This window comes from Bradyrhizobium sp. Kon58, assembly GCF_055807455.1.
In genome coordinates this window covers 37,260-58,283 of sequence record NZ_JBVVOT010000038.1, presented here as the reverse complement: position 1 = coordinate 58,283, position 21,024 = coordinate 37,260, and the positions used below count along the sequence as shown (strand labels likewise).

18 protein-coding genes and 1 pseudogene are annotated in these 21,024 nt (G+C 64.3%); 4 read left to right on the top strand and 15 right to left on the bottom strand.

Going from position 1 to position 21,024, the window contains the following annotated elements; translation table 11 throughout:
- The 3 genes from AC0L20_RS35610 to glpD form a co-directional block, all read right to left on the bottom strand.
- A partial coding sequence (locus AC0L20_RS35610) for an ATP-binding cassette domain-containing protein (protein WP_473295069.1) occupies positions 1-343 on the bottom strand: 343 nt, incomplete at its 3' end.
- Between the two features lie 12 nt (positions 344-355).
- Positions 356-1,435 (bottom strand): ABC transporter ATP-binding protein, encoded by a 1,080-nt coding sequence (locus tag AC0L20_RS35605; RefSeq protein WP_473295068.1) that lies wholly within the window; start codon positions 1,433-1,435, stop codon positions 356-358.
- On the bottom strand, positions 1,432-2,982 hold the full coding sequence (glpD, locus tag AC0L20_RS35600; RefSeq protein WP_027568536.1) for a glycerol-3-phosphate dehydrogenase: 1,551 nt from the start codon (positions 2,980-2,982) through the stop codon (positions 1,432-1,434). Before glpD ends, AC0L20_RS35605 begins: the two co-directional genes overlap by 4 nt.
- Positions 2,983-3,230: 248 nt before the next feature.
- Here glpD and AC0L20_RS35595 point away from each other — a divergent pair, with 248 nt between their 5' ends.
- On the top strand, positions 3,231-3,482 hold the full coding sequence (locus tag AC0L20_RS35595) for a type II toxin-antitoxin system prevent-host-death family antitoxin (protein WP_456765640.1): 252 nt from the start codon (positions 3,231-3,233) through the stop codon (positions 3,480-3,482).
- Positions 3,482-3,904: a PIN domain-containing protein gene (locus tag AC0L20_RS35590; protein ID WP_473295067.1), complete on the top strand. Its 423-nt coding sequence runs from the start codon at positions 3,482-3,484 to the stop codon at positions 3,902-3,904. Before AC0L20_RS35595 ends, AC0L20_RS35590 begins: the two co-directional genes overlap by 1 nt.
- Before the next feature lie 10 nt (positions 3,905-3,914).
- Here the strand turns inward: AC0L20_RS35590 and AC0L20_RS35585 are convergent, their stop codons facing one another.
- Complete coding sequence (locus AC0L20_RS35585; protein WP_456765642.1) at positions 3,915-4,751, bottom strand: DeoR/GlpR family DNA-binding transcription regulator; 837 nt, start codon at positions 4,749-4,751, stop codon at positions 3,915-3,917.
- A gap of 91 nt (positions 4,752-4,842) precedes the next feature.
- On the bottom strand, positions 4,843-5,529 hold the full coding sequence (locus AC0L20_RS35580; protein ID WP_473295066.1) for an HAD family hydrolase: 687 nt from the start codon (positions 5,527-5,529) through the stop codon (positions 4,843-4,845).
- Positions 5,530-5,683: 154 nt separating this feature from the next.
- Here AC0L20_RS35580 and AC0L20_RS35575 point away from each other — a divergent pair, with 154 nt between their 5' ends.
- Positions 5,684-6,160: a nuclear transport factor 2 family protein gene (locus AC0L20_RS35575; RefSeq protein ID WP_027516360.1), complete on the top strand. Its 477-nt coding sequence runs from the start codon at positions 5,684-5,686 to the stop codon at positions 6,158-6,160.
- 222 nt (positions 6,161-6,382) lie between these two features.
- Here the strand turns inward: AC0L20_RS35575 and AC0L20_RS35570 are convergent, their stop codons facing one another.
- From AC0L20_RS35570 to AC0L20_RS35525, 10 genes are all read right to left on the bottom strand, one after another.
- Entirely contained in the window at positions 6,383-6,574 is a 192-nt protein-coding gene (locus AC0L20_RS35570) for a hypothetical protein (RefSeq protein WP_007595173.1), read from the bottom strand.
- A 216-nt stretch (positions 6,575-6,790) separates the two neighbouring features.
- A complete protein-coding gene (locus AC0L20_RS35565) occupies positions 6,791-7,201 on the bottom strand; it encodes an acyl-CoA thioesterase (RefSeq protein ID WP_473295065.1) in 411 nt (136 codons plus the stop codon).
- Between the two features lie 51 nt (positions 7,202-7,252).
- Positions 7,253-9,349, bottom strand: coding sequence for a 3-hydroxyacyl-CoA dehydrogenase NAD-binding domain-containing protein (locus tag AC0L20_RS35560; protein ID WP_473295064.1), 2,097 nt, complete (start codon positions 9,347-9,349; stop codon positions 7,253-7,255).
- 2 nt (positions 9,350-9,351) lie between these two features.
- Entirely contained in the window at positions 9,352-10,635 is a 1,284-nt protein-coding gene (locus AC0L20_RS35555; protein ID WP_473295063.1) for an acetyl-CoA C-acetyltransferase, read from the bottom strand.
- Positions 10,635-12,902 carry an acyl-CoA dehydrogenase gene (locus AC0L20_RS35550; RefSeq protein WP_473295062.1) on the bottom strand — a complete coding sequence of 756 codons (2,268 nt, stop codon included), beginning with the start codon at positions 12,900-12,902 and terminating at the stop codon, positions 10,635-10,637. The genes AC0L20_RS35555 and AC0L20_RS35550 overlap by 1 nt, the downstream gene beginning before the upstream one ends.
- A gap of 189 nt (positions 12,903-13,091) precedes the next feature.
- A complete protein-coding gene (locus tag AC0L20_RS35545; protein ID WP_473295061.1) occupies positions 13,092-13,715 on the bottom strand; it encodes a flavin reductase family protein in 624 nt (207 codons plus the stop codon).
- Positions 13,716-13,889: 174 nt separating this feature from the next.
- Positions 13,890-14,489, bottom strand: coding sequence for a TetR/AcrR family transcriptional regulator (locus AC0L20_RS35540; protein WP_106945200.1), 600 nt, complete (start codon positions 14,487-14,489; stop codon positions 13,890-13,892).
- A gap of 35 nt (positions 14,490-14,524) precedes the next feature.
- Positions 14,525-17,662, bottom strand: a complete 3,138-nt coding sequence (locus AC0L20_RS35535) for an efflux RND transporter permease subunit (RefSeq protein WP_473295060.1) — start codon at positions 17,660-17,662, stop codon at positions 14,525-14,527.
- Between the two features lie 179 nt (positions 17,663-17,841).
- Complete coding sequence (locus tag AC0L20_RS35530; protein WP_456765650.1) at positions 17,842-18,948, bottom strand: efflux RND transporter periplasmic adaptor subunit; 1,107 nt, start codon at positions 18,946-18,948, stop codon at positions 17,842-17,844.
- Positions 18,949-19,168: 220 nt separating this feature from the next.
- Positions 19,169-20,500: an MFS transporter gene (locus AC0L20_RS35525; protein WP_473295059.1), complete on the bottom strand. Its 1,332-nt coding sequence runs from the start codon at positions 20,498-20,500 to the stop codon at positions 19,169-19,171.
- A gap of 79 nt (positions 20,501-20,579) precedes the next feature.
- On the opposite strand from AC0L20_RS35525, the pseudogene AC0L20_RS35520 reads away from it, so the two are divergent.
- Positions 20,580-21,007, top strand: a pseudogene (locus AC0L20_RS35520) (ribosomal maturation YjgA family protein).
- Positions 21,008-21,024: the final 17 nt, after the last annotated feature.

Genomic DNA, 21,024 nt, shown 5'->3' with positions numbered 1-21,024 from the left:
CGGCCTTCGGCACGCCGCGGTTCTTCAGAGGGAACGCCAAATTCTGCCCCACCGTCATGGTGTCGTAGATCACCGGAAACTGGAACACCTGGGCGATGTTGCGCTTCTGGGTTGACAGCGGTGTGATGTCCTCGCCGTCGAACAGGATTTTCCCCCGCGACGGCGTGATAATGCCGGAGATGACGTTGAGCAGCGTGGTCTTGCCGCAGCCGGACGGCCCGAGCAGCGCGTAAGCGCCGCCCTGCCGCCAGGTCATGGTGACAGGCTTAAGAGCAAAGCTATCCTGCGGGGCATCATTGCCGCCGTAAGAGTGGGCGAGATCGACGAGGTCAATGCGGGCCATGTCGCATCTCCCTCAGGTATGGCCGGGTGCCGCGACCAGCCGGTCGGCAGCATCGAAAACAAAAACGTCGTTGGGATCGAGCACGGCATCGAGGGTCTGGCCGGGCTCGAACTCGTGTACGCCATGCAGCACCGCCACCCAGTTTGATCCGTCGCGGGTCAGATGCACGAAACTCTCCGAACCGGTGATCTCGGTCACCGTGACCGTGGCATGGAAGGCGTGGCGGTCAGTCTCGCCATTGGCAAGCGCGAGCTGATGGGCGCGAAATCCGACGCGATAGGCGCCGTCCGCGAGCGAGGAATAGAGACCGGACGCCGGCGCCGCAATGCCGCCCGCATATTGCACGGAACCGTTCTTCTTCTCGATGCCGACGAGGTTGAGCGGCGGATCGGAGAACACCTGCGCGACGCGCAAGGTCTGCGGGCGGCGGTAGACCTTCGGCGTCTCGCCGATCTGGAGCGCCTCTCCCTGCCACATGCACACCGTGTTGCCGCCAAGCAGCAGCGCCTCGGTCGGCTCGGTGGTGGCATAGACGAAGATCGCGCCGGATGCCTCGAAGATGCGCGGCAGCTCGGTGCGCAGCTCCTCGCGCAGCTTGTAGTCGAGATTGGCGAGCGGCTCGTCGAGCAGCACGAGGTCGGCGCCCTTCACCAGCGCGCGCGCCATCGCAGTTCGCTGCTGCTGGCCGCCGGAAAGCTGGAGCGGCGTGCGCTTCAGGAACGGCTCGAGCCTGAGCAGCCGGGCGGCTTCCGCGACACGCGCTTCGATCTCGGCGCGCGGCTTGCCCTGCACGCGCAAAGGCGAGGCGATGTTCTCATAGACCGTGAGCGAGGGGTAGTTGATGAACTGCTGATAGACCATGGCGACCGAGCGCTGGCGCACGTCGACGCCGGTGACGTCCTTGCCGTTGACCAGCAGCTTGCCCGATGTCGGCTTGTCGAGGCCAGCGAGCAGCCGCATGATCGAGGTCTTGCCCGACAGCGTCGGCCCGAGCAGCACGTTGAGCGTGCCGCTCTCGAGCGTCAGCGAGACGTCGCGGATATGTGGGATACCGTCGACAGTCCGGGTCACGTGGTCGAGTGTCACTGTCATGAGCGTCCTCCCGCTTCCAGCAGGGGACTTTGCTGCACGGCGTGGGTCCTGATCCAGTCGTCAAGCGCCGCGATTTCGTCGGCACTTAGTCGCAGGCCGAGCTTGGAACGGCGCCAGACGACGTCGTCGGCGGTAACGGCCCATTCGTTGGCCATGAGATAGCGGACTTCGCGCTCGGTCAGCGTCGCGCCGAAGGCCTGGCCGAGATCGGCCGCCGATTTCGCATCCCCAAGCAGCTTGATCGCCCTCGTGCCATAGGCGCGCGCAAGGCGCCGCGCATGCTCGTGGCTGAGGAAGGGATAGCCGCGCTGAAGCTCGGCGATCAGGCCGTCGACATCGGACACGCCCATGTCGCCGCCGGGCAGCGGCCATTTGCCGGTCCAGCCTTCGCGCGCTTTCGCACTGCGAAGATAGGGCGCGAGCCGCTCCAGCGCCTCCTCGGCGAGACGACGGTAGGTCGTAATCTTGCCGCCATAGATCGACAGCAGCGGCACGCCGCCGGGCGTGTCGAGCTCGAACACATAATCGCGCGTCGCGGCCTTGGCTTCGCTGGCGCCGTCGTCGTAGAGCGGACGCACGCCGGAATAGGTCCAGACCACGTCATCGGGCGTGACAGGCTTGGCCAGATATTCGCTTGCCGCCGTGCAGAGATACTGGATCTCCTCGGCCGTCGCCTTCACCTTGGCGGGATCGCCGTCATAGTCGCGGTCGGTGGTGCCGATCAGCGTAAAATCGTCCTGATAGGGAATGACGAAGATGATGCGACCATCGGCATTCTGGAACATGTAGGCGCGGTCGTGGTCGTAGAGCTTCTTGACCACGATGTGCGAGCCTTGCACCAGGCGCACTTTGGCTTTGGCGTTGACGCCAGCGCCGCGGCCGAGCACATCCTCGACCCAGGGACCGCCGGCATTGACCAGCGCACGGGCCTGGATCGACGAACGCGCGCCGGTCAGCGTGTCGATCATGCTGACGGTCCAGATGCCGTCCGACTGCTTGATATCCGTTGCGCGCGTGCGGGTGCGGATCTCGGCGCCCTTGTCGGCGGCATCGCGCGCGTTGAGCACGACGAGACGGGCGTCGTCGACGAAGCAGTCGGAATATTCGAACGCGCGGCCGTAGCGGTTCGGGATCAGCGGGCGGCCGACCTCGTCACGCCCAAGGTCGACCGAGCGCGTCGCCGGCAACAGATGACGGCCGCCGATGTGGTCATAGAGGAAGAGGCCGAGGCGCAGCAGCCAGGCCGGCCGCAGGCCCGCATGGTGCGGCAAAACGAAACGCAGGGGGCGAATGATGTGGGGCGCGATGCCCCAGAGAATCTCGCGCTCGATCAGCGCCTCGCGGACCAGCCGAAACTCGTAATATTCGAGATAGCGCAGGCCGCCATGCACCAGCTTGGTCGACCAGGACGACGTCCCGCTCGCCAGATCGTTCATTTCGCACAGGAAAACCGTGTTGCCACGGCCCACCGCGTCGCGCGCGATGCCGCAGCCGTTAACACCGCCTCCGATAATGGCGAGGTCGAAAATACGCTCCAACAGACGCATCCCCCGGCGACCGCCCGTTCAATCGAGCGGTTACTTTCGCTTTTGATTAGATCACACCAGAAAACGAAAGCAAGATGAAAGAGGGGAGGAAGGAAGTGAAAGCGGAACTTTTAAGTGAGCAGCGCGAACGAAAAAACAGCACCGCCTCGGGCAGAGCCGCGGACGAGCGACGCTCCAAAAGGCTTGAATGTAGTTACGTGCCTACATATGATCCATCAGGGAATGCGGCTGATCGGGAGGCGCAAACAATGGTGACCAGTCTCACCAGCCGAGAGTTCAATCACGATACCAGCGGCGCAAAAAAAGCAGCTTCGCGGGGACCGGTCTTTATTACTGACCGTGGTCGGCCCGCCCATGTCCTGCTGACGATCGAAGACTATTTGCGTCTGACTGGCGGGCACATGAGCCTTGCTGAAGCATTGGGGCAGGCAGAGACGGACTTCGATTTCGATCCGCCCCGCGTTGCCGGCCGAATTTTCAAGCCCGCTGATCTCGACTGATGTTTCTGCTGGACACCAATGTAATTTCCGAACTGAGGCGGCCAGATAAAGCTCATCGCAATGTCGCAGCATGGGCCAATGCAAGTCCGGCGGCGGACTTCTTCATTTCCGCCATCTCGATATTAGAAATCGAACTCGGAGCACGCCTGATCGAGCGCAAAGACGCCGCGCGAGGTGCAGTCCTGCGAGCTTGGATCGACAATCACATTCTGGCTCGCTTTGAAAATCGAATCCTGGCCGTTGATACGGCCGTCGCGCTGCGCTGCGCGCAACTTCACGTTCCCAACCCACGGGCCGAACGCGACGCTCTCATTGCAGCAACCGCCCTTGTTCACGGCTTGACGATCGTTACGCGCAATGTGGGCGACTTCGAACCGACCGGCGTGCCGCTGATAAACCCGTGGGAACAGGCAGCCAGCTAAGAACCCGCCGTTATCGCAGGCGCACGACGGGTGCCGCTTCCTGCGGCGGGTCCGCTGCCGCATCATCCATGTCCGCTCCCTTCGGCATCGCCGCCATCACCTCGATGCCCTTGCCGTGGCAGATGGTGGCGAGGCGCTCGGGCAATTCCTGGTCGGTGACGAAGGTCTGGATCTGGCTGATATGGGCGATGCGCACCGGCGCGCTGCGGCGGAGCTTGGTCGAGTCCGCGACCAGCATGACGCTGCGGGCGTTGGCGATGATGGCCTGCGCCACCTGCACCTCGCGATAGTCGAAGTCGAGCAGCGCGCCCTCCTCGTCGATCGCGGAAGCCCCGATGATGGCGTAGTCGACCTTGAACTGGCCGATCAGCTGCGTCGCGGTCGAGCCGACCACCGCACCGTCGGCGCGTCGTACCGTGCCGCCGGCGACCACCACCTCGATGCGGGGATGGCGGTAGAGCAGCATGGCGACGTTCAGATTGTTGGTGATGACGAGGAGGTCCTCGTGCGAGGTCAGCGCGCTCGCGACCTCCTCGGTCGTGGTGCCGATGTTGATGAAGAGCGAGCAGCCGTTCGGGATCAGGGAGGCGGCCGCAGCTCCAATCGCCTTCTTCTCGTCGGCGGCGACGAAGCGCCGTGCCTCATAGGCGAGGTTTTCGACGCCGGAGGCGATGATGGCGCCGCCATGGATGCGGGTCAGTGAGCGGCGCTCGCAGAGATCGTTGAGATCCTTGCGGATGGTCTGCGCCGAAACCTCGAACCGGCGCGCCAGCTCCTCGACCATGACGCGGCCCGAGGCGCGCGCGATGTTGAGAATTTCGGCTTGGCGATGGGTCAGTCCGGTCACGGCGATGGCCTCAAGTCAGGAAGCTGCATGGTGCGGCGGTTCGCGCGTTCGGTCAATGCGCGCGCCGATCACGGTTAACGGACGAAGGTCCTCACCACGCCATGGCGGCGGCGAGGCGCGCCAGCAGATCGGGATCGTCGAAGGCGCTGGCGGAGGCGATAGCCCCGGCGGCGACGAGATCAGCATGGCTGAGGCTGGTCCGGATGCCGATGGTCGGAATGCCGGCCGCTACGGCCGACTGCACGCCGGTGCGGGAGTCCTCGAACGCGATCGAGGCCATCGCGCTGGCGCCGGCAAAGCGCAACCCTTCCTGATAAGGCAGCGGATGCGGCTTGCCGTGCAACAGCTCGGCGCCGATCACGAGCGCCTTGAAGCGGTCCGTGATGCCGAGGCCGGACAGCAGCAGCTCCGCATTGAGCCGCGGGGCGTTGGTCACGGCAACCATGGGAATACCGGCCGCATCCGCCCTGTCGAGCAGCGCCATCAGGCCCGGCAGCGGCTCGATCTGCCCGGCGACGAGCTCGCGGAAGACCTCCTCCTTCTCATCGAGGATCAAGGCACGCTGCGCCGGCGCCTCGTCGGGTAGAAAGCGCTCGCCGATCGAAACATTCGCGAAGCCTTGCAGCTCCCTGGAGAAGCGCGCGTGATCGAAGACATGGCCGCGAGGGCCAAGCACCTGGTTGAAGGCCTTCAGGTGCAGCGGATCGGTGTTGGCGAGCGTACCGTCGATGTCGAACAGCAACGCCCTTCCCGTCTCTCTGCCGATAGCCTCGATCATGTCCGTACATTCCCGAATAGATGACGCATCAATACGAAAGCCGTATCAATACAGCGCCAATCGCGCAATGACGCACGTGCATGACCACTACGCGACACTCGACAAAGTCGCGCGCGGCTGCAACACTCCGTGCAAGATCAAAAAGGAGGAAACAATGACGATCAACCGACGCGATCTGGCTCTCTCGACTCTTGCCGTCCCAGCTCTTGCCGTCTCCACGCTTGCAGTTTCAGCGCTCACGACACCGGTGCTGGCGGCCTCGGCGGACGAGGAAGCCGTGGCGAAGAAGGTCGAGGCGTTCCGTCTCGCCCAGATCGCGGCCGATCCCAAGGCGCTCGGCGCACTCTGCGCCGACGAGGTGAGCTACAGCCATTCCAGCGGCAAGGTCGAGGACAAGGCGACCTTCGTCGCCAACGCCACCGACGGCAAATCCAAATTCCTGTCGATCGAATACAAGGACCCGACCATCAAGGTCGTCGGCCCCGCTGCGATCGTGCGTTTCCACTGGGTGGCGGAACAGGAGATGGCGGCCGATGGGAAGAAAGTGCCGACCAATCTTCATATCCTGATGAACTGGCAGAAGCAGGGCGACGACTGGAAGCTGCTCTCGCGGGCGGCGACGAAGTTGTGAACAACGGCTCTTCCCTCTCCCCTTGCGGGAGAGGGTAACTGCTCGAAGCGAAGTTAGGTGAGGTTTCTCTCCGAGAACGAATCTCTCGCAGTGGAATTTGCGGAGGCGACCCCTCATCCGGCGCTACGCGCCACCTTCTCCCACAAGGGAAGAAGGGAAGGCAGAGCTGGCGGCAAAAGATTCCCACCTCTCGCGCTACGCGCGGCCAGATGCCCAGGACGACTACGCCGCTTCCTTCACATCACCGTTAACCAGCTTGCGCGCGGCGCGCTCGGCTTCGCGGGCGTTGCGGAAGAGCTGGCCTTCGAGACGGTTGAAGCGGTTGGATGAGGCGAAAAAGCAGTAGCCTCCCTGGGAACGAACGACGATACCTGCGGTCTGCGAATCGACTTCGATGATGTAGCTGTCCGGCATGGTCCGTGGATTCCTCAGTGCGGGCAAATAACGGCAGTTCTGCCCAAAGGTTCCTGGGCATTTTGACGCCGTTTCCACCCCGGATCGACACGCGATGGAGTACGCCGGGACCTCATCCGTTTTATGACTGGTTCTTGGCAAAGCCGCGGCGCCGTGACTCAGTCGCGCCGCGTTTGGCGGCGCCGCACCTGAGATGAGGCGCAACGCCGCGCGCGATTACGTCGCGATCGCGGTGTCGGTCGGGCGAACCGGCTGCGGGCGGCCGTGCTCGTCGATCGACACGTAGGTGAAGTTGCCGTCGGTGACGAGGAACGGCTGCTGCTCGCCGCGGCGCAGCGCCCATGCTTCCAGATGCACGGTGACAGACGTGCGCCCGACGCGAACGAGATTGGCGTGAACCGAAACGAGATCGCCGACATAGACGGCCTTGCGGAAATTCATCGCCTCGATGGCGACGGTCACAGTGCGCGACTTCGCGACCTTTGACGCAAACACGCCGCCCCCGACGTCCATCTGGCTGAGCAGCCAGCCGCCGAAGATGTCGCCGTTTGCGTTGGTGTCGGCAGGCATCGCCAGCGTGCGAATGCAGAGATCGCCGCCCGGCCCGGCATTGGCTTGCTCGTTCATGCCACTCTCACTTGAGGATTGCTCACTTGAAGATTGCTTACTTGAAACTGCTCACTTGAAGTTATCCCAGCCCGGATCCGGCGCAAAGCGCTCGCCGAATCTTCCGGCCAACGCGCGCAAGGTGGATACGACATGATCCACACCACGCGTGCGCGCATAGTTCAACGGGCCGCCGCGGAACGGTGCATAACCGGTGCCGAAGATCATGGCGGCATCGATCATGTCGGCATCGTCGACGATACCCTCGCGAAGCGCCGCGACGCAGACGTTGGACATCGGCAGCACCAGGCGGTCGATCATCTGGTCGGTGACGCGCGGCCCGGTCTCGAGCAACGGGGCCTTTTCGGCCTTGCCGTCGCGCCAGACGTAAAAACCCTTGCCGGTCTTGCGGCCGAGTTCGCCCTTGGCGACCTTCTCGCGCAGCCAGGCCGGCGTCGGCGGCAGCAGATCGCCGAACTTGCTGCGCAGCATGTCGCCGACGTCGAGACAAATGTCGAGCCCGACCTGGTCGGCCAGTTCGATCGGCCCCATCGGCATGCCGAACTGCTCCGCGGCGGCGTCGATCAGGCGCTGATCGATCTTCTCGTCCAGCATCACCATCGCTTCCAGCATGTAAGGCGTCAGCGCGCGGTTGACGAGGAAGCCCGGCGAGCTCTTCACCGGCAACGGCAGCCGATCGATCGCGCCGACGAAAGCGAGGGCCTCCTTCAGCACCTGCGTATCGTTACCGTCGTGGCTGACGACTTCCACCAGTTGCAACCGCGACACCGGATTGAAGAAGTGGAGGCCGACCAACCGCTCCGGCCGCGCCAGCGTGGTGCGCAAATCCTGCAGCGGAATGCTCGACGTGTTGGTCGCGAGAATCGCGCCCGGCTTCATCCGCGGCTCGAGGCCGGCATAGACCTTCTGCTTGAGCTCGAGCTTCTCCGGGACCGCCTCGATGATGAGATCCGCGTTGCGAACACCCTCCCCGTCCATGTCGGGGATCAGGCGATCGAGCGCGTCGCGCACCTCGGTCGGTTTGCGGACGATCTTGCCGTAGAGCTCGGCGGCGCGCTTGACCGCGCCCGCAATCGGCTCTGCCTTCATGTCGGCGAGCGAGACGCGCAGCCCCTGCCCCGCGCACCAGGCCGCGATGTCGCCGCCCATGGCGCCGGCGCCGATCACGTGGACATGCTTGATCGTGTTGCCGGAGCCTGCCGCTTTCTTCATCTGCTCGCGCAGGAAAAACACGCGGATCAAATTCTGCGCGGTCGGCGTCACCATCAGCTTGGCGAACGAGGCCTGCTCTGCCCTGAGCATCGCGGCCTTGCTGCTGCCATGGGTCTCCCAGAGATCGATCAGCGCGTAAGGTGCAGGATAATGTTCGCGGGACGCGGCCTTCGCCGCCTCCGATCGCATCCGCCTGGCCAGCAGCCCGCGCACCGGACCGAAATTCGCCGCACGCGTCAGAAAACTCGGCCGCGCCTGCTTGAGCCGGCCGAACAGCGCATCCTTGACGGCATTGCGAACGTGGCGCTCCTGCGTCACGGTGTCGACGAGGCCGAGCGATTTGGCGCGGCGGGCATCGATGGTGCGGCCGGTCAGCATCAGGGCCATCGACTGGGTCGGATTGACCAGCGCGGTGAAACGCGCGGTGCCGCCGAGACCGGGATGCAGGCCCAGCATCACCTCAGGGAAGCCGAAGCGCGCGCCGTCGATTGCGATGCGCGATTGGCAGGCGAGCGCGACTTCGAGCCCGCCGCCGAGGCAGAAGCCGTGGATCACCGCGACCGTCGGCAGCTTCAGCGCTTCCAGATGATCGACCACCGCATGGGCGGCGCGGATCCGCGTCTCCACCATCCCGGCATCGCTGGCGCCACGGAATTCGTTGACATCGGCGCCCGCGATGAAGCCCGACGGTTTTGCGGAGCGGATCACGAGGCCGGCCGGACGCTCGGTCTCGATCGCCGCCAGAACCGAGTCGAACTCCTCCATCACGTCCGAGGACAGCGTGTTGGCGCTGGCGTCAGTGCGATCGAACAGCAGCCAGGCGACGCCGTCGGCGTCGCGCGTCAGCTTGAAGTGCTTGTAGGGACCATCGGCAGCGGGCTTGGGCCCGAGCTCCAGCACGCGGTCGACGAGCGCGGTCATGATCCTGGAATCCATGATCACACCGCCTCGATCAGCATGGCGCCGCCGAGCCCACCGCCGATGCATTCGGTGGCAACGCCGCGCCGCGTGCCGAGCCGCTTCATCGTGTTGACGAGATGCAGCACGATGCGATTGCCGGAGGTGCCGACGGGATGCCCGAGCGAGATAGCGCCGCCATCGACATTGAGTTTTTCGCGGTCGATCTCGCCGGCAGCGCCATCGAGCCCCAAGATCTCGCGGCAGAATTTGTCGTCATTCCAGGCGGCGAGGCAGCCGAGCACCTGGGTGGCAAAGGCTTCGTTGAGCTCCCAGGTCTGGACGTCCTGGATGGTGAGATCGTTGCGCTTCAGCAGCGGCGTCGCCGACATCACGGGACCGAGACCCATGATGCTTGGGTCAAGTGCGGCCCAGTCGCTGTCGACGATGACGGCCTTCGGCGTCAGCTTGTGCCTGGCGACCGCTTCGTCGGAGGCCAGGATCACCCAGGACGCGCCGTCGGTGATCTGCGAGGAATTGCCGGCCGTGACCTGGCCCCAGGGACGCTCGAACACCGGCCGGAGCTTAGCGAGCGTCTCGGCCGTCGAGTCCGGACGCACGCCATCATCATGGTCGAAGAATTTTCCGTCGCGGGAGAACGCGGTTTCGACTTCGCCCTTGAGAAAACCTTCCGCCTGCGCATGCGCGAGCCGGCGATGGCTCTCGGCGGCATAGGCATCGGACTGCGCGCGGGTGATGCCGAAGAGATGGCCGACGACTTCGGCCGTCTGGCCCATGTTCAAGTCGGTAATGGGATCGGTCAGCCCGCGTTCCAGGCCGATGATCGGTTTGAGATCGCGCGGCCGCAGCTTGAAGGCTGCGGCAAGCTTCGCGGCAACGCCCTTGGCGGTGGCAAGGCCTGCGAACCAGCGCACGCCGGAATTGGGCCAGACCAACGGCGCGTGGCTCAAGGCCTCGGTGCCGCCGGCGAGGATCATGTCAGCATGGCCCTCGCGGATGTAGCGGTAGGCGGTGTCGATCGACTGCATGCCGGAGCCGCAATTGATCTGCACGGTGAAGGCGACCATGTCCTCGCCCATGCCGAGCCGGAGCGCAGCGACGCGGGCCGGGTTCATCTCGTCGGCGATCACGTTGACGCAGCCGAGAATGACCTGGTCGAATGCATCAGGCGCAAACGGCTGGCGCGCCAGCAGCGGCCGACCGCATTGCACGGCGAGATCGACCGGCGTGAACGGACCGGGCCCCGAACGCGCCTTCAAAAACGGCGTCCGGCTGCCGTCGACGATGAAAACCGGTCGTGCCATCAGCTCGCCGCCCTCTGTTCACCGAGTTCCTGGAAGAACTGATGCACGTCGCCGGATTTCTTGTAAATCGGCGACAGCGCCTCCGGCGCAAAATCGTCGACCTCGATTACTTTTGTAACGGCTTCACGGGCCGCGGCCAGCTGCTCGCCCTCGGCTTGGCTGATCACGCCCTTGGCCACCGCATCCTTCCAGTCGCTCATGTGCGCCGCGCGCATGCGCCTGGCGATGGCGTCCGTGCCTGCGACCAGGTTAAAAGCGCGCTCCAGCCGGGCGAAGCCGCCATCGTCATCGACATAAGCCAGATCAGGCGTGAGGCGGTCGCGCGCAGCCGACGGCTCCAGCACGAGGCTTGCGCATTGATGCACGACCCGGTCGGATGGACCCAGCACGCGGGCGCCGAAGGGCTGGACCACGAATTTGAGGATGCCTGCGACGAAGCGGTTCGGCAGATTGGCGAGAATCTCCGCAAGCCGGTTCTCGATGGTTCGAAAGCCTGTCGCCATGCACCATTCGAGCGCGGCAAAGTCTTCCTTCTGCCGGCCTTCGTCCTGCCAGCGCTTGAGCGCGGCCGAGAGCAGATACAGCTCGGACAGGATGTCGCCGAAGCGCGCCGACAGCATCTCCTTGCGCTTGAGCGCGCCGCCGAGCGTGAGCAGCGCCATATCGGCGCAGAGGGCGAACGCCGCGGAGTAGCGCGAGAGCTGACGATAGAATGGCCTGGCGTCACCCGCATCGGGTGCAAGCGCGAAGACACCAAAGCTCCAGCTCCGGCCGAACGCGCGCAAGAGTGTCTCGAAGCTGTGGCCGACATGCTTCCAGAACGTCTTGTCGAAGGCGGTGAGCCCGCGCTCACGATCGGCATCGGCAAGCGCATTCATCTCGTCGAGTAAATACGGATGGGCGCGGATGGCGCCCTGTCCGAACACGATGAGATTGCGGGTGAGGATATTCGCGCCCTCGACAGTGATGCCGACAGGAACGGCACGGTGGAGATTGCCGAGATAGTTTTGCGGACCGTCGATCACGGCCTTGCCGCCATGGATGTCCATGGCGTCGTCGACCGCGGTGCGCATCCGCTCGGTCGCGTGCAGCTTCATGATGCCGGAGATGACGGCGGGATGGATCCCCGCATTGAGCGCCGCGCAGGTCAGCCGTCGCGCCGCGTCGAGCTGATAGGCGGTCGCGACGATGCGCGCGAGCGGCTCCTCGACGCCTTCGAATTTGGAGATGGAGATGCCGAACTGCTCGCGGATGCGGGCATAGGCGCCGGTGGTGCGGGCGGCATAGGCGGCGCCGGCGGCGGAGAGCGACGGCAACGAGATGCCGCGGCCGGCGGCGAGCGCCGTCATCAGCATCTTCCAGCCCTGCCCCAGCCGCGCCTGGCCGCCGATGACGTAGTCGAGCGGAATGAAGACGTCGCGGCCCCAATTCGGACCGTTCTGGAACACCTGCATCGACGGCAGATGGCGTTTGCCGATTTCGACGCCGGGAAGGTTGGTCGGGATCAGCGCCACGCTGATGCCGAGCTCTTCCTGGTCGCCGACGAGATGATCGGGGTCATAGGCCTTGAAGGCGAGGCCAAGCAGCGTCGCGACGGGACCGAGCGTGATGTAGCGCTTGTGCCAGTTGAGCTTCAGACCCAGCACCTCCCGGCCCTCGAAGCTGCCCTTGCAGATGATGCCGGTGTCGACCATCGAGGCGGCATCAGAGCCGGCCTCGGGGCTCGTGAGGCCGAAGCAGGGAATGTCGCGGCCGTCGGCAAGACGCGGCAGCCAGCGCTGCTGCTGCTCCTTGGTGCCGAAGTGCATCAGGAGCTCACCGGGACCCAGCGAGTTCGGCACCATCACCGTCACCGCGGCGGCGATCGAGCGGGTCGAGATCTTGCGCACCACTTCCGAATGCGCATAGGGCGAGAAGCCGAGGCCGCCGAACTCCTTCGGAATGATCATGCCGAAGAATTTTTCGCGCTTGATGAAGTGCCAGACATCGGGCGGCAGGTCGCGCCATTCCCAAAAGATTTTCCACTCGTCGAGCATGGCGCAGAGCTCGTCGACGGGGCCGTTGAGGAAGGCCTGCTCCTCGTCGGTCAGCGTTGCCTGCGGGACCTTCAGCAGCTTCGACCAATCAGGGTTGCCGGTGAAGAGATCGGCGTCCCACCAGACGTCGCCGGCCTCCAGCGCCTCGCGCTCGGTGTCCGACATCGCCGGCAGCACGCCGCGCGCCCAGGAGAAAATCGGCTTTGTCAGGGTGTCGCGGCGGAAGCTCATGGCGGACCTCATGCATCGGCGCGGTGATCGGGCATTTTAGCGGAAAGTGGCCGGCGGCGGTGAACACTTCGCCTGCGAAAAGACGCGAATTGACGCGGCCGGGCAGCCGCACAGAGCCATAACGGCCGAGGCGTGGTGGCAGTTCCGGGGGAGGAGCGCGGTGAAAAGCGGGAGCCGAGAGCGACCAGATCAGTCCGGCCGGACCATCTCGAACATGTTTTCCGGCTTGATCTCGAAATAATCCCCGCTGCGGCCGGCCCGAACGATCGGGCGGGCGGCGGCGGTCTGGTAGACGCCGTCCTTGATCATGGCCTTGTCGATGTGAACGGCAACGACCTCGCCGAGCGTCAACCAGGCATTGGCTTCCTTGCCGTCGGCGCCCTTGAGGCGGACGATATCGGACACCTTGCATTCGAACGCGACGGGACTCTCGCCGACGCGCGGCACGTTGACGAGCCTGCCGGGCACGGCGGTGAGGCCGGCAACCTCGAACTCGTCGACCTCAGGGCCAACGTGCGCCGCGGTCGCGTTCATGTGCCTGGCCAGGTCCATGGTGGCGAGATTCCAGACGAACTCGCCGGTCTGCTGGATGTTCTTCACCGTATCCTTCCAGTTTGTGGAGGAGAAGCCGATGATCGGGGGGACATAGCAGAACGCGTTGAAGAAGCTGTAGGGCGCGAGGTTGACATGGCCTTTGGTGTCGCGCGACGAGATCCAGCCGATCGGCCGCGGCGCGACGATGGCGTTGAAGGGATCGTGCTTGAGGCCGTGGCCCTTGGCGGGTTCGTAGAAGTGCAGGTCTTTGTCGGTCACGCGCTTTTCCTTTTCGTCATTGCGAGCGCAGCGAAGCAATCCAGAATCCCTCCGCAGAGACAGTCTGGATTGCTTCGCTGCGCTCGCAATGACGGAGTGTGTTGATCCGTCCTGGCCCGTCCCGGCCGATAAATCCGAGGGCAGCCTGCTTATAGGAGGAAATTCGCCGCCCCGTCAGTGCCGCGGGGACAATCCCGCGATGACGAAATCGATCATCTGGTCGATGGTCGGGCCCGGCTTGGTGGCACACTGGGCGATCATCTGGGGGTGGAAAAAGCGCATCATCGCGGTGCAGGCGCAGAGCGCGGCCAGTTGCAGGTCCGGCGCCTCGAACTCGCCGGAGGCCGCGCCTTGCGCGATCATCTGGCCGATGACCCCGGCAATGCACTCCATATGGTTGACGCAGACGTCCCAGTCCTCCTGCATCGCGATCTCGACCATCTCGTGCAGCTTATTGTCGCCGACATAGCGCTCGGTGTTCATACGATTGATGGTGGTGAGCAGTTCGCGGAAGCGCGGCAGTACCGGACCGGGCCTCGCCACGATCCGCTGCGCTTCCAGCTCGACCTCGCCCATCAGCGAACGGGCTACCGCCTGATGAATCGCCTTCTTCGATTCGAAGAAGCGATAGACGTTGGCGGGGCTCATCTTGAGCTCCTTGGCGATGTCCCCGACCGTGGTCTTGAGATAACCGATCTGGCGGAACAGCCGCTCGGCCACCTCAAGAATACGATCCCGGGTGTCCCCTTCGATATGTTCCGAAACCAGTGTCATCTGTCAGGACTCGTCAATCAGCAGTTCATCTTCACTTATTCAGCCGCCTCAGCAAGCGGAATTGCGTTCTGGTCATCGCTCCCATGCTGCGGCGCGGCAGGCTGCTCGGGCGTACCTGCCTCATCCAGGCTCTTGCGGAACCAGAGGGCATAGAGGCCCGGCAGGTACAGCAGCGTCAGGAAGGTCGCGACGAACAATCCGCCCATGATGGTGATCGCCATCGGTCCCCAGAACGCCGAGCGCGACAGCGGGATCATGGCGAGGATGGCGGCAAGCGCCGTCAGCACCACCGGACGGGCGCGGCGGACGGTGGCCTCGACGATCGCTTCGCGGCGGGTCAGGCCATGCGAAACGTCGGTCTCGATCTGATCCACGAGGATGACGGCGTTGCGCATGATCATGCCGGCGAGCGCGATCAGGCCGAGCAGCGCCACGAAGCCGAACGGGGCGTTGGCGATGTTGAGCCCGAAGGAGGCGCCGACGATGCCGAGCGGCGCGGTCAGGAACACCAGGATCAGGCGCGAGAAGCTCTGCAGCTGGAACATCAGCAGCGTCAGCATCACCATGACCATCAGCGGGAAGAGAATGAAGATCGAGGCGTTACCCTTGGCCGATTCCTCGAACGCGCCGCCCGCTTCGATGCGGTAGGCCGGCTCGAGATTGTCCTTGATCGCCTTCAGCTTCGGCGCGATCTGGCCGGTGACGTCGGGCGCCTGCACGCCGTCGACGACGTCGGAGCGCACGGTGATTGCCATGTCGCGGTTACGCCGCCACATGATCGGCTCCTCGTGGGCATACTCGATCTTGGCGATCTGCTGCAGCGGCACGGCCACGCCGTTGCGCGAGGTGATGGTGAGATCGCCGACTGCGCCGAGGTCGAGCCGTTCGGACGAGACGGCGCGCGCGACCACGCCGACCTTTTCGATGCCGTCGCGCACGGTCGTCACCTGCGAGCCCGAGATCAGCATCGACAGCGCCTGCGACACGTCCTGCGGGGTCAGGCCCATGGCGCGGGCGCGATCCTGGTCGACGACGAGCTTGAGGTAAGGCGACTGCTCGTTCCAGTCGAGCTGGACGTCCTTGACGCTCTTGTTCTGCCGCATGACGTCGCGGACCTGATAGGCGATCTCGCGCACCTTGTTGGCGTCGGGTCCGATGACGCGAAACTGCACGGGAAAACCAACGGGGGGACCGAAATTGAAGCGGTCGACGCGCACGCGGGCTTCGTTAAGCGCGCCGTCGGCAACGGCGTTTTCAAGCTTGGCCTTGATGCGCTCGCGCGCCTCGACGCCCTTTGCGACGATGACGATTTCGGCAAAAGCCTCGTTCGGAAGCTGCGGATTGAGGCCGAGCCAGAAGCGCGGCGAGCCCTGCCCGACATAGGCCGTGTAAGTCTCGATGTCCTTGTCGTCCTTGAGCATGGTCTCGGCCTTCTTCACCGCCTTTTCCGTGACGTTGAAGGCGGTGCCCTCGGGCAGGCGAAGCTGCAGGAACAGCTCGGGGCGCTCGGACAGCGGGAAGAACTGCTGCTGGACGTGGCCGAAGCCGACGATCGAGGCGATGAAGACGCCGACGGTCGCGGCCACCACCGTGATGCGGTGATTGACGCACCACTGCACGATGGCGCGCAGGCCACGATACATGCGGGTCTCGTAGACTGCGTGAGGATCGTGATTGTGGTGCACCTTGATGTTGGGCAGCAGCATGACGCCGATATAGGGCGTGAAGATCACCGCCACGAACCAGGACGCGACCAGCGCGATCGCCACGATCCAGAAGATGCTGCCGGCATATTCGCCGACCGCGGAATTGGCAAAGCCGATGGGGAGGAAGCCAGCGGCCGTGACCAGCGTTCCCGTGAGCATCGGAAACGCAGTGGATTCCCAGGCAAAGGACGCCGCACGCATGCGGTCCCAGCCCTGCTCCATCTTCACCACCATCATCTCGACAGCGATGATGGCGTCATCCACCAGCAGGCCGAGCGCGATGATCAGCGCACCCAGCGTGATGCGGTGCAGATCGAGCGACATGGTGTTCATGACGACGAAGACGATGCCGAGCACCAGCGGCACCGACAGCGCGACCACGATGCCGGTGCGCCAGCCGAGTGCCAGGAACGACACGAACAGCACGATGACGAGGGCTTCCATGAAGGAGTGCACGAATTCGCTGACGGCGTGCTCGACCACTTTGGGCTGGTCGGCGATCAGCTTGATGTCGACGCCCTGCGGCACCGCCTTCATGAATTCAGCCGTCGCCTTCTCAACCTCCTTGCCGAGATCGAGGATGTTGGCGCCCTTGGCGGTGACGACGCCGATGCCGATCGCGGCCTTGCCTTCCTGGCGCACGATGAAGCTCGGCGGGTCGACGTAGCCATGGGTGACGGTGGCGATGTCGCCGAGGCGGAACACGCGGCCATTGCTCTCGACCGGGGTTTCGGCGACGGCCTTGGCGCCGTCGAGCGCACCGGTGACGCGCAGCGGCACGCGCTGCGACGAGGTCTCGACCGTGCCGGCCGGCGTCACGTTGTTCTGCTTGGCCAGCGAATCGAACAGCGCCTGCGGCGTGATGCCGAGAGTGGCGAGCTTGGCATGGCTGAACTCGACGAAGATGCGCTCATCCTGGTTGCCGTAGACGTCGACCTTGGTCACGCCCGGCACCTTCAGGAGGCGCTGACGAAAACCCTCCGAGACCTTCTTGAGCTGGGCGTAGTCGGCGCCGTCGCCGGTCATCATGTAGAGGATGGAATCGACGTCGGAGAATTCGTCGTTGACGACGGGCCCGAGAATCCCTGCGGGCAGCTGGCCCTGCACGTCGGCCAGCTTCTTGCGCAGCAGATAAAAGAGATACGGCACGTCCTTCGGCGGCGTGGAATCGCGGAAGGTGACCTGGAGCGCAGTGAAGCCGGGCTTGGAATAAGTCTGCACCTTCTCGAAGTAGGGCAGTTCCTGGATCTTCTTCTCGATGGGATCGGCGACCTGGGCCTGCATCTCCTGCGCGGTCGCGCCCGGCCAGAGCACGGAGACGTTGACCACCTTGACCGTGAAGAACGGATCCTCGGCGCGGCCGAGCTTCTGATAGGAGAAGAACCCGGCCACGCCGAGAATGAGCATCAGGAACAGGATCAGCGTCGGATGGCTGACGGCCCAGGCCGAAAGATTGAAGCGCTTCATCGCACTCTCCAAAGATGATCCGGTTGCAAAAAACGACAGCCACCTTGTTCAACGCGTCGTCGCGAGGCAGCGAAGCAATCCAGGGGGCTGGGCAGGTTCTGGATCGCTTCGCCGCTTCAGCCAAAGCATTTGCGCTCGGGCCGAAACTCACCTCACACGACGTAACTCGTAAGCGAGACTTAAAAGGACAGTGACGACACGATCCGCACCCTCTGGGCCGGATCGAGCTTCTGCACACCGAGGGCGACGATCTTGGCGCCCTCTTCGACACCGCCGGTGACGACGACGTCGTTGCTCTCGTAGGACTTCACCGTCACCGGCTTCAGCGTGACCCCGCCGTTGTCGTCAACGACGTAGAAAGACGGTTTGCCGCCTTCGTTGAACAGTGCCGACAGCGGCAGCCGCGCGACGCGCTCGGTCGCAGCGTCGGACAGCGTCAGCGTTGCGGTCATGCCGAGCGAAACCTTGTCGTCGGCCTCGGGCAGCGAAAATTTGGCGAGATAGGTGCGCGTGGCAGGATCCGCAGTGGGCGCGATCTCGCGCAGCTTGGCCGTATATTTCTTGCCCGGCTCAGACCAAAGTGTGACGCTGGCGGCGCCCGATTTGGCACGTCCGACCAGCGTCTCAGGGATCGCGACGACCGCTTCCTTTTCGGCAAAGCGGGCGACACGGATCGAGGTCTGGCCTGCGGCAACCACCTGGCCAGGCTCGATCAGCGTTGCAGTGACGACGCCACGGGCGTCGGCGTTGAGCGTCGCGTAGGAAAGGGAATTGTTGGTCAGCTCGACCGAGCGCTCGGCCCGGTTCAGGCGGGCGCGGGCCTCATCGGCGGCGGCGCGGCTCGAATCCAGCTGCGCGTCGGTAGTCCAGCCCTTGGCCTTCAAATCCTTGGCGCGCTGCTCGGCGGCGGCGGCCTGGGCCAGCACGCCGGTCGCAGCGGTCTGCTCGGCGACGGCTTGCTCGGCCTGGAGCTTCAGATCGACCTCATCGAGGACCGCGAGCGGCTGGCCGATTTCGACGGTCTGGCCGACTTCAACCAGACGCTTGGCGACCTTCCCGGCGACCCGAAAGCCCAGATCGCTCTCGATCCGCGGCCTGATGGTGCCGACGAAGCTGCGCTCGGGCTTTTCGGCATCGTAGTGCGCGGTGGCGACGAGAACCGGCCGCGGCGGCTCGGCCTTTTCAGCGACGGTGTCATTGCACCCCGCGAGGGCGGCAGCCATCAGCGCCAGCGAAACACCAGCCAAGAGCCTCGAATAGCTGGATAAAACGGATCGGACGAACATCGGAGGACACTCCCTCGGCTGCAATGAGAGGAATGTCGACTAATCACTGATGAAAGTCAACATTCGTCAGTCATCAGGAAAGCGTGATCGTTAAGAGGTGGTAACCTCCGCGGCTGCCCTTGGCGGAAGTCTGGGCTGTTAGAAGAAAGCGTCGCGCCGCGGGCCCTCCGGAGGGCCAGGCGGAAATGGGCCCTGGCTTTCGCCAGGGCGATTTTCGAGGCTATCGCCCCTGTTCGGCGAACTCGTGCTTGCTGTCGTGGCCGCCGATGAAGACCAGGATGCCGGCGATCAGCGGCAGCACCGCGAGCACGAACAGTCCGCTCGAGGTCTGGCCGGTGGCTTCCTTGACCCAGCCGATCAGATAGGGCCCGCCGAAGCCGGCGAGATTGCCGATCGAGTTGATCAGGGCGATGGCGCCGGCCGCCGCCGTGCCGGAGAGCCAGGCGGTCGGCAGGGTCCAGAACACGCCGAAGCAGCAGAACACGCCGATCGCGGCGACCGTCAGCACGATCATCGTCAGGGTGGGGTCGGTGAGATAGGAGGAGACGCCGAGCGCGATGGCGGTGAGCAGCAACGGCGCGCCGACATGCATCACGCGCTCGCGCGTGGCATCGGAATGCCGCGCCCACAGGATCATCGCGATGGTGCCGAACAAATAGGGGATCGCGGTGACGAAGCCGGTCTGGGCGTTGGTGAGGCCGAACGCCTTGACGATCTGCGGCAGCCAGAACTGCATGCCATAGAGCGCGCCGACGAAGCCGAAATAGACCAGGGCGAGCATGATCACCTTCGGTGAGGTCAGCGCCTCACTGAGCGACAAATGCTTCACCGCCTGCTTGGCCGCGATCTCGGCATCGAGCTTGGTCTTGAGCCAGGCCTTCTGCTCGGCCGAGAGCCAATCCGCCTTCTCCGGCCTGTCGGTGAGATAAAACCAGGTGACGATGCCGAGCAGCACCGAGGGAATGCCTTCGATGATGAACAGCCACTGCCAGCCCTTCAGGCCCATCGCGCCGTCGAGGCCGAGCAGCAGGCCCGAGACCGGGGCGCCGATCACGGTGGAGACCGGCACGGCGATGGCGAAGGCTGCGAGGAAGCGGGCGCGATATTCGGCCGGATACCAATAAGTGAGATAGAGGATGATGCCGGGGAAGAAGCCGGCTTCGGCGACGCCGAGCAGGAAGCGCAGCACGTAGAAGCTCGTGACGCCGCTCGTGAGCGCCATCAGCGCCGAGATGATGCCCCAGGTCACCATGATGCGGGCGATCCAGCGGCTGGCGCCGAACTTCTCCAGCGCCAGATTGCTCGGAACTTCGAAGATGAAATAGCCGATGAAGAAGATGCCGGCACCCCAGGAGAAGATTAGCGGCGTGAATTTCAGCTCGGCATTCATGGTCAACGCGGCGAAGCCGAGATTGACGCGATCGAGATAGGAGAAGAAGTAGGCCAGCACCAGGAAAGGGATCAGGCGCCAGGAGATGGCGCGGATCGTCGAGGTCTCGATTTCCGACTTGGCTGCGCCGGTCGAACCGGCATAGGTCGTGGTCTGGCTCATAGCTTCCCCCGGGGTTGTTGCTTTTATGGGCTGATCCGGGGTTTTGAGCATCACCGCAAAAGAGTCAATGGAGCAAGCAATGCATCAGGCGCAACCGGTCAAACCCATTGCGCCGTTACGGACATCGCTGATCCGCGCCGGTCTGGCGCTGGTGGTTATTGCCTGCGGACTCTCGCTGCGCTGGTACGGCTTTCCGCTCGGCCTGCCGGCCTTCGTGGTGAAATACGGCGGCTCGCTGCTGTGGGCAACGATGGTGCTTCTGCTGGTCGGGGTCTTGCTGCCGCGGCTGTCACGGACACAGATCGCAGCCATCGCAATGGCGATCGCGGTCGTGGTCGAATTCTCCCGACTGGTGCACATGCCTTGGCTCGACGCGTTCCGGCTGACCACGGCCGGGGCGCTGCTGCTCGGGCGCATCTTCTCGCTGTGGAATTTGCTGGCTTACGCGGTGGGATTGCGTTCGGCGTTTGGATCGATCGGCTCGCCAGGGTGCGTAGGGTGGGTTAGCGCAGCGTAACCCACCA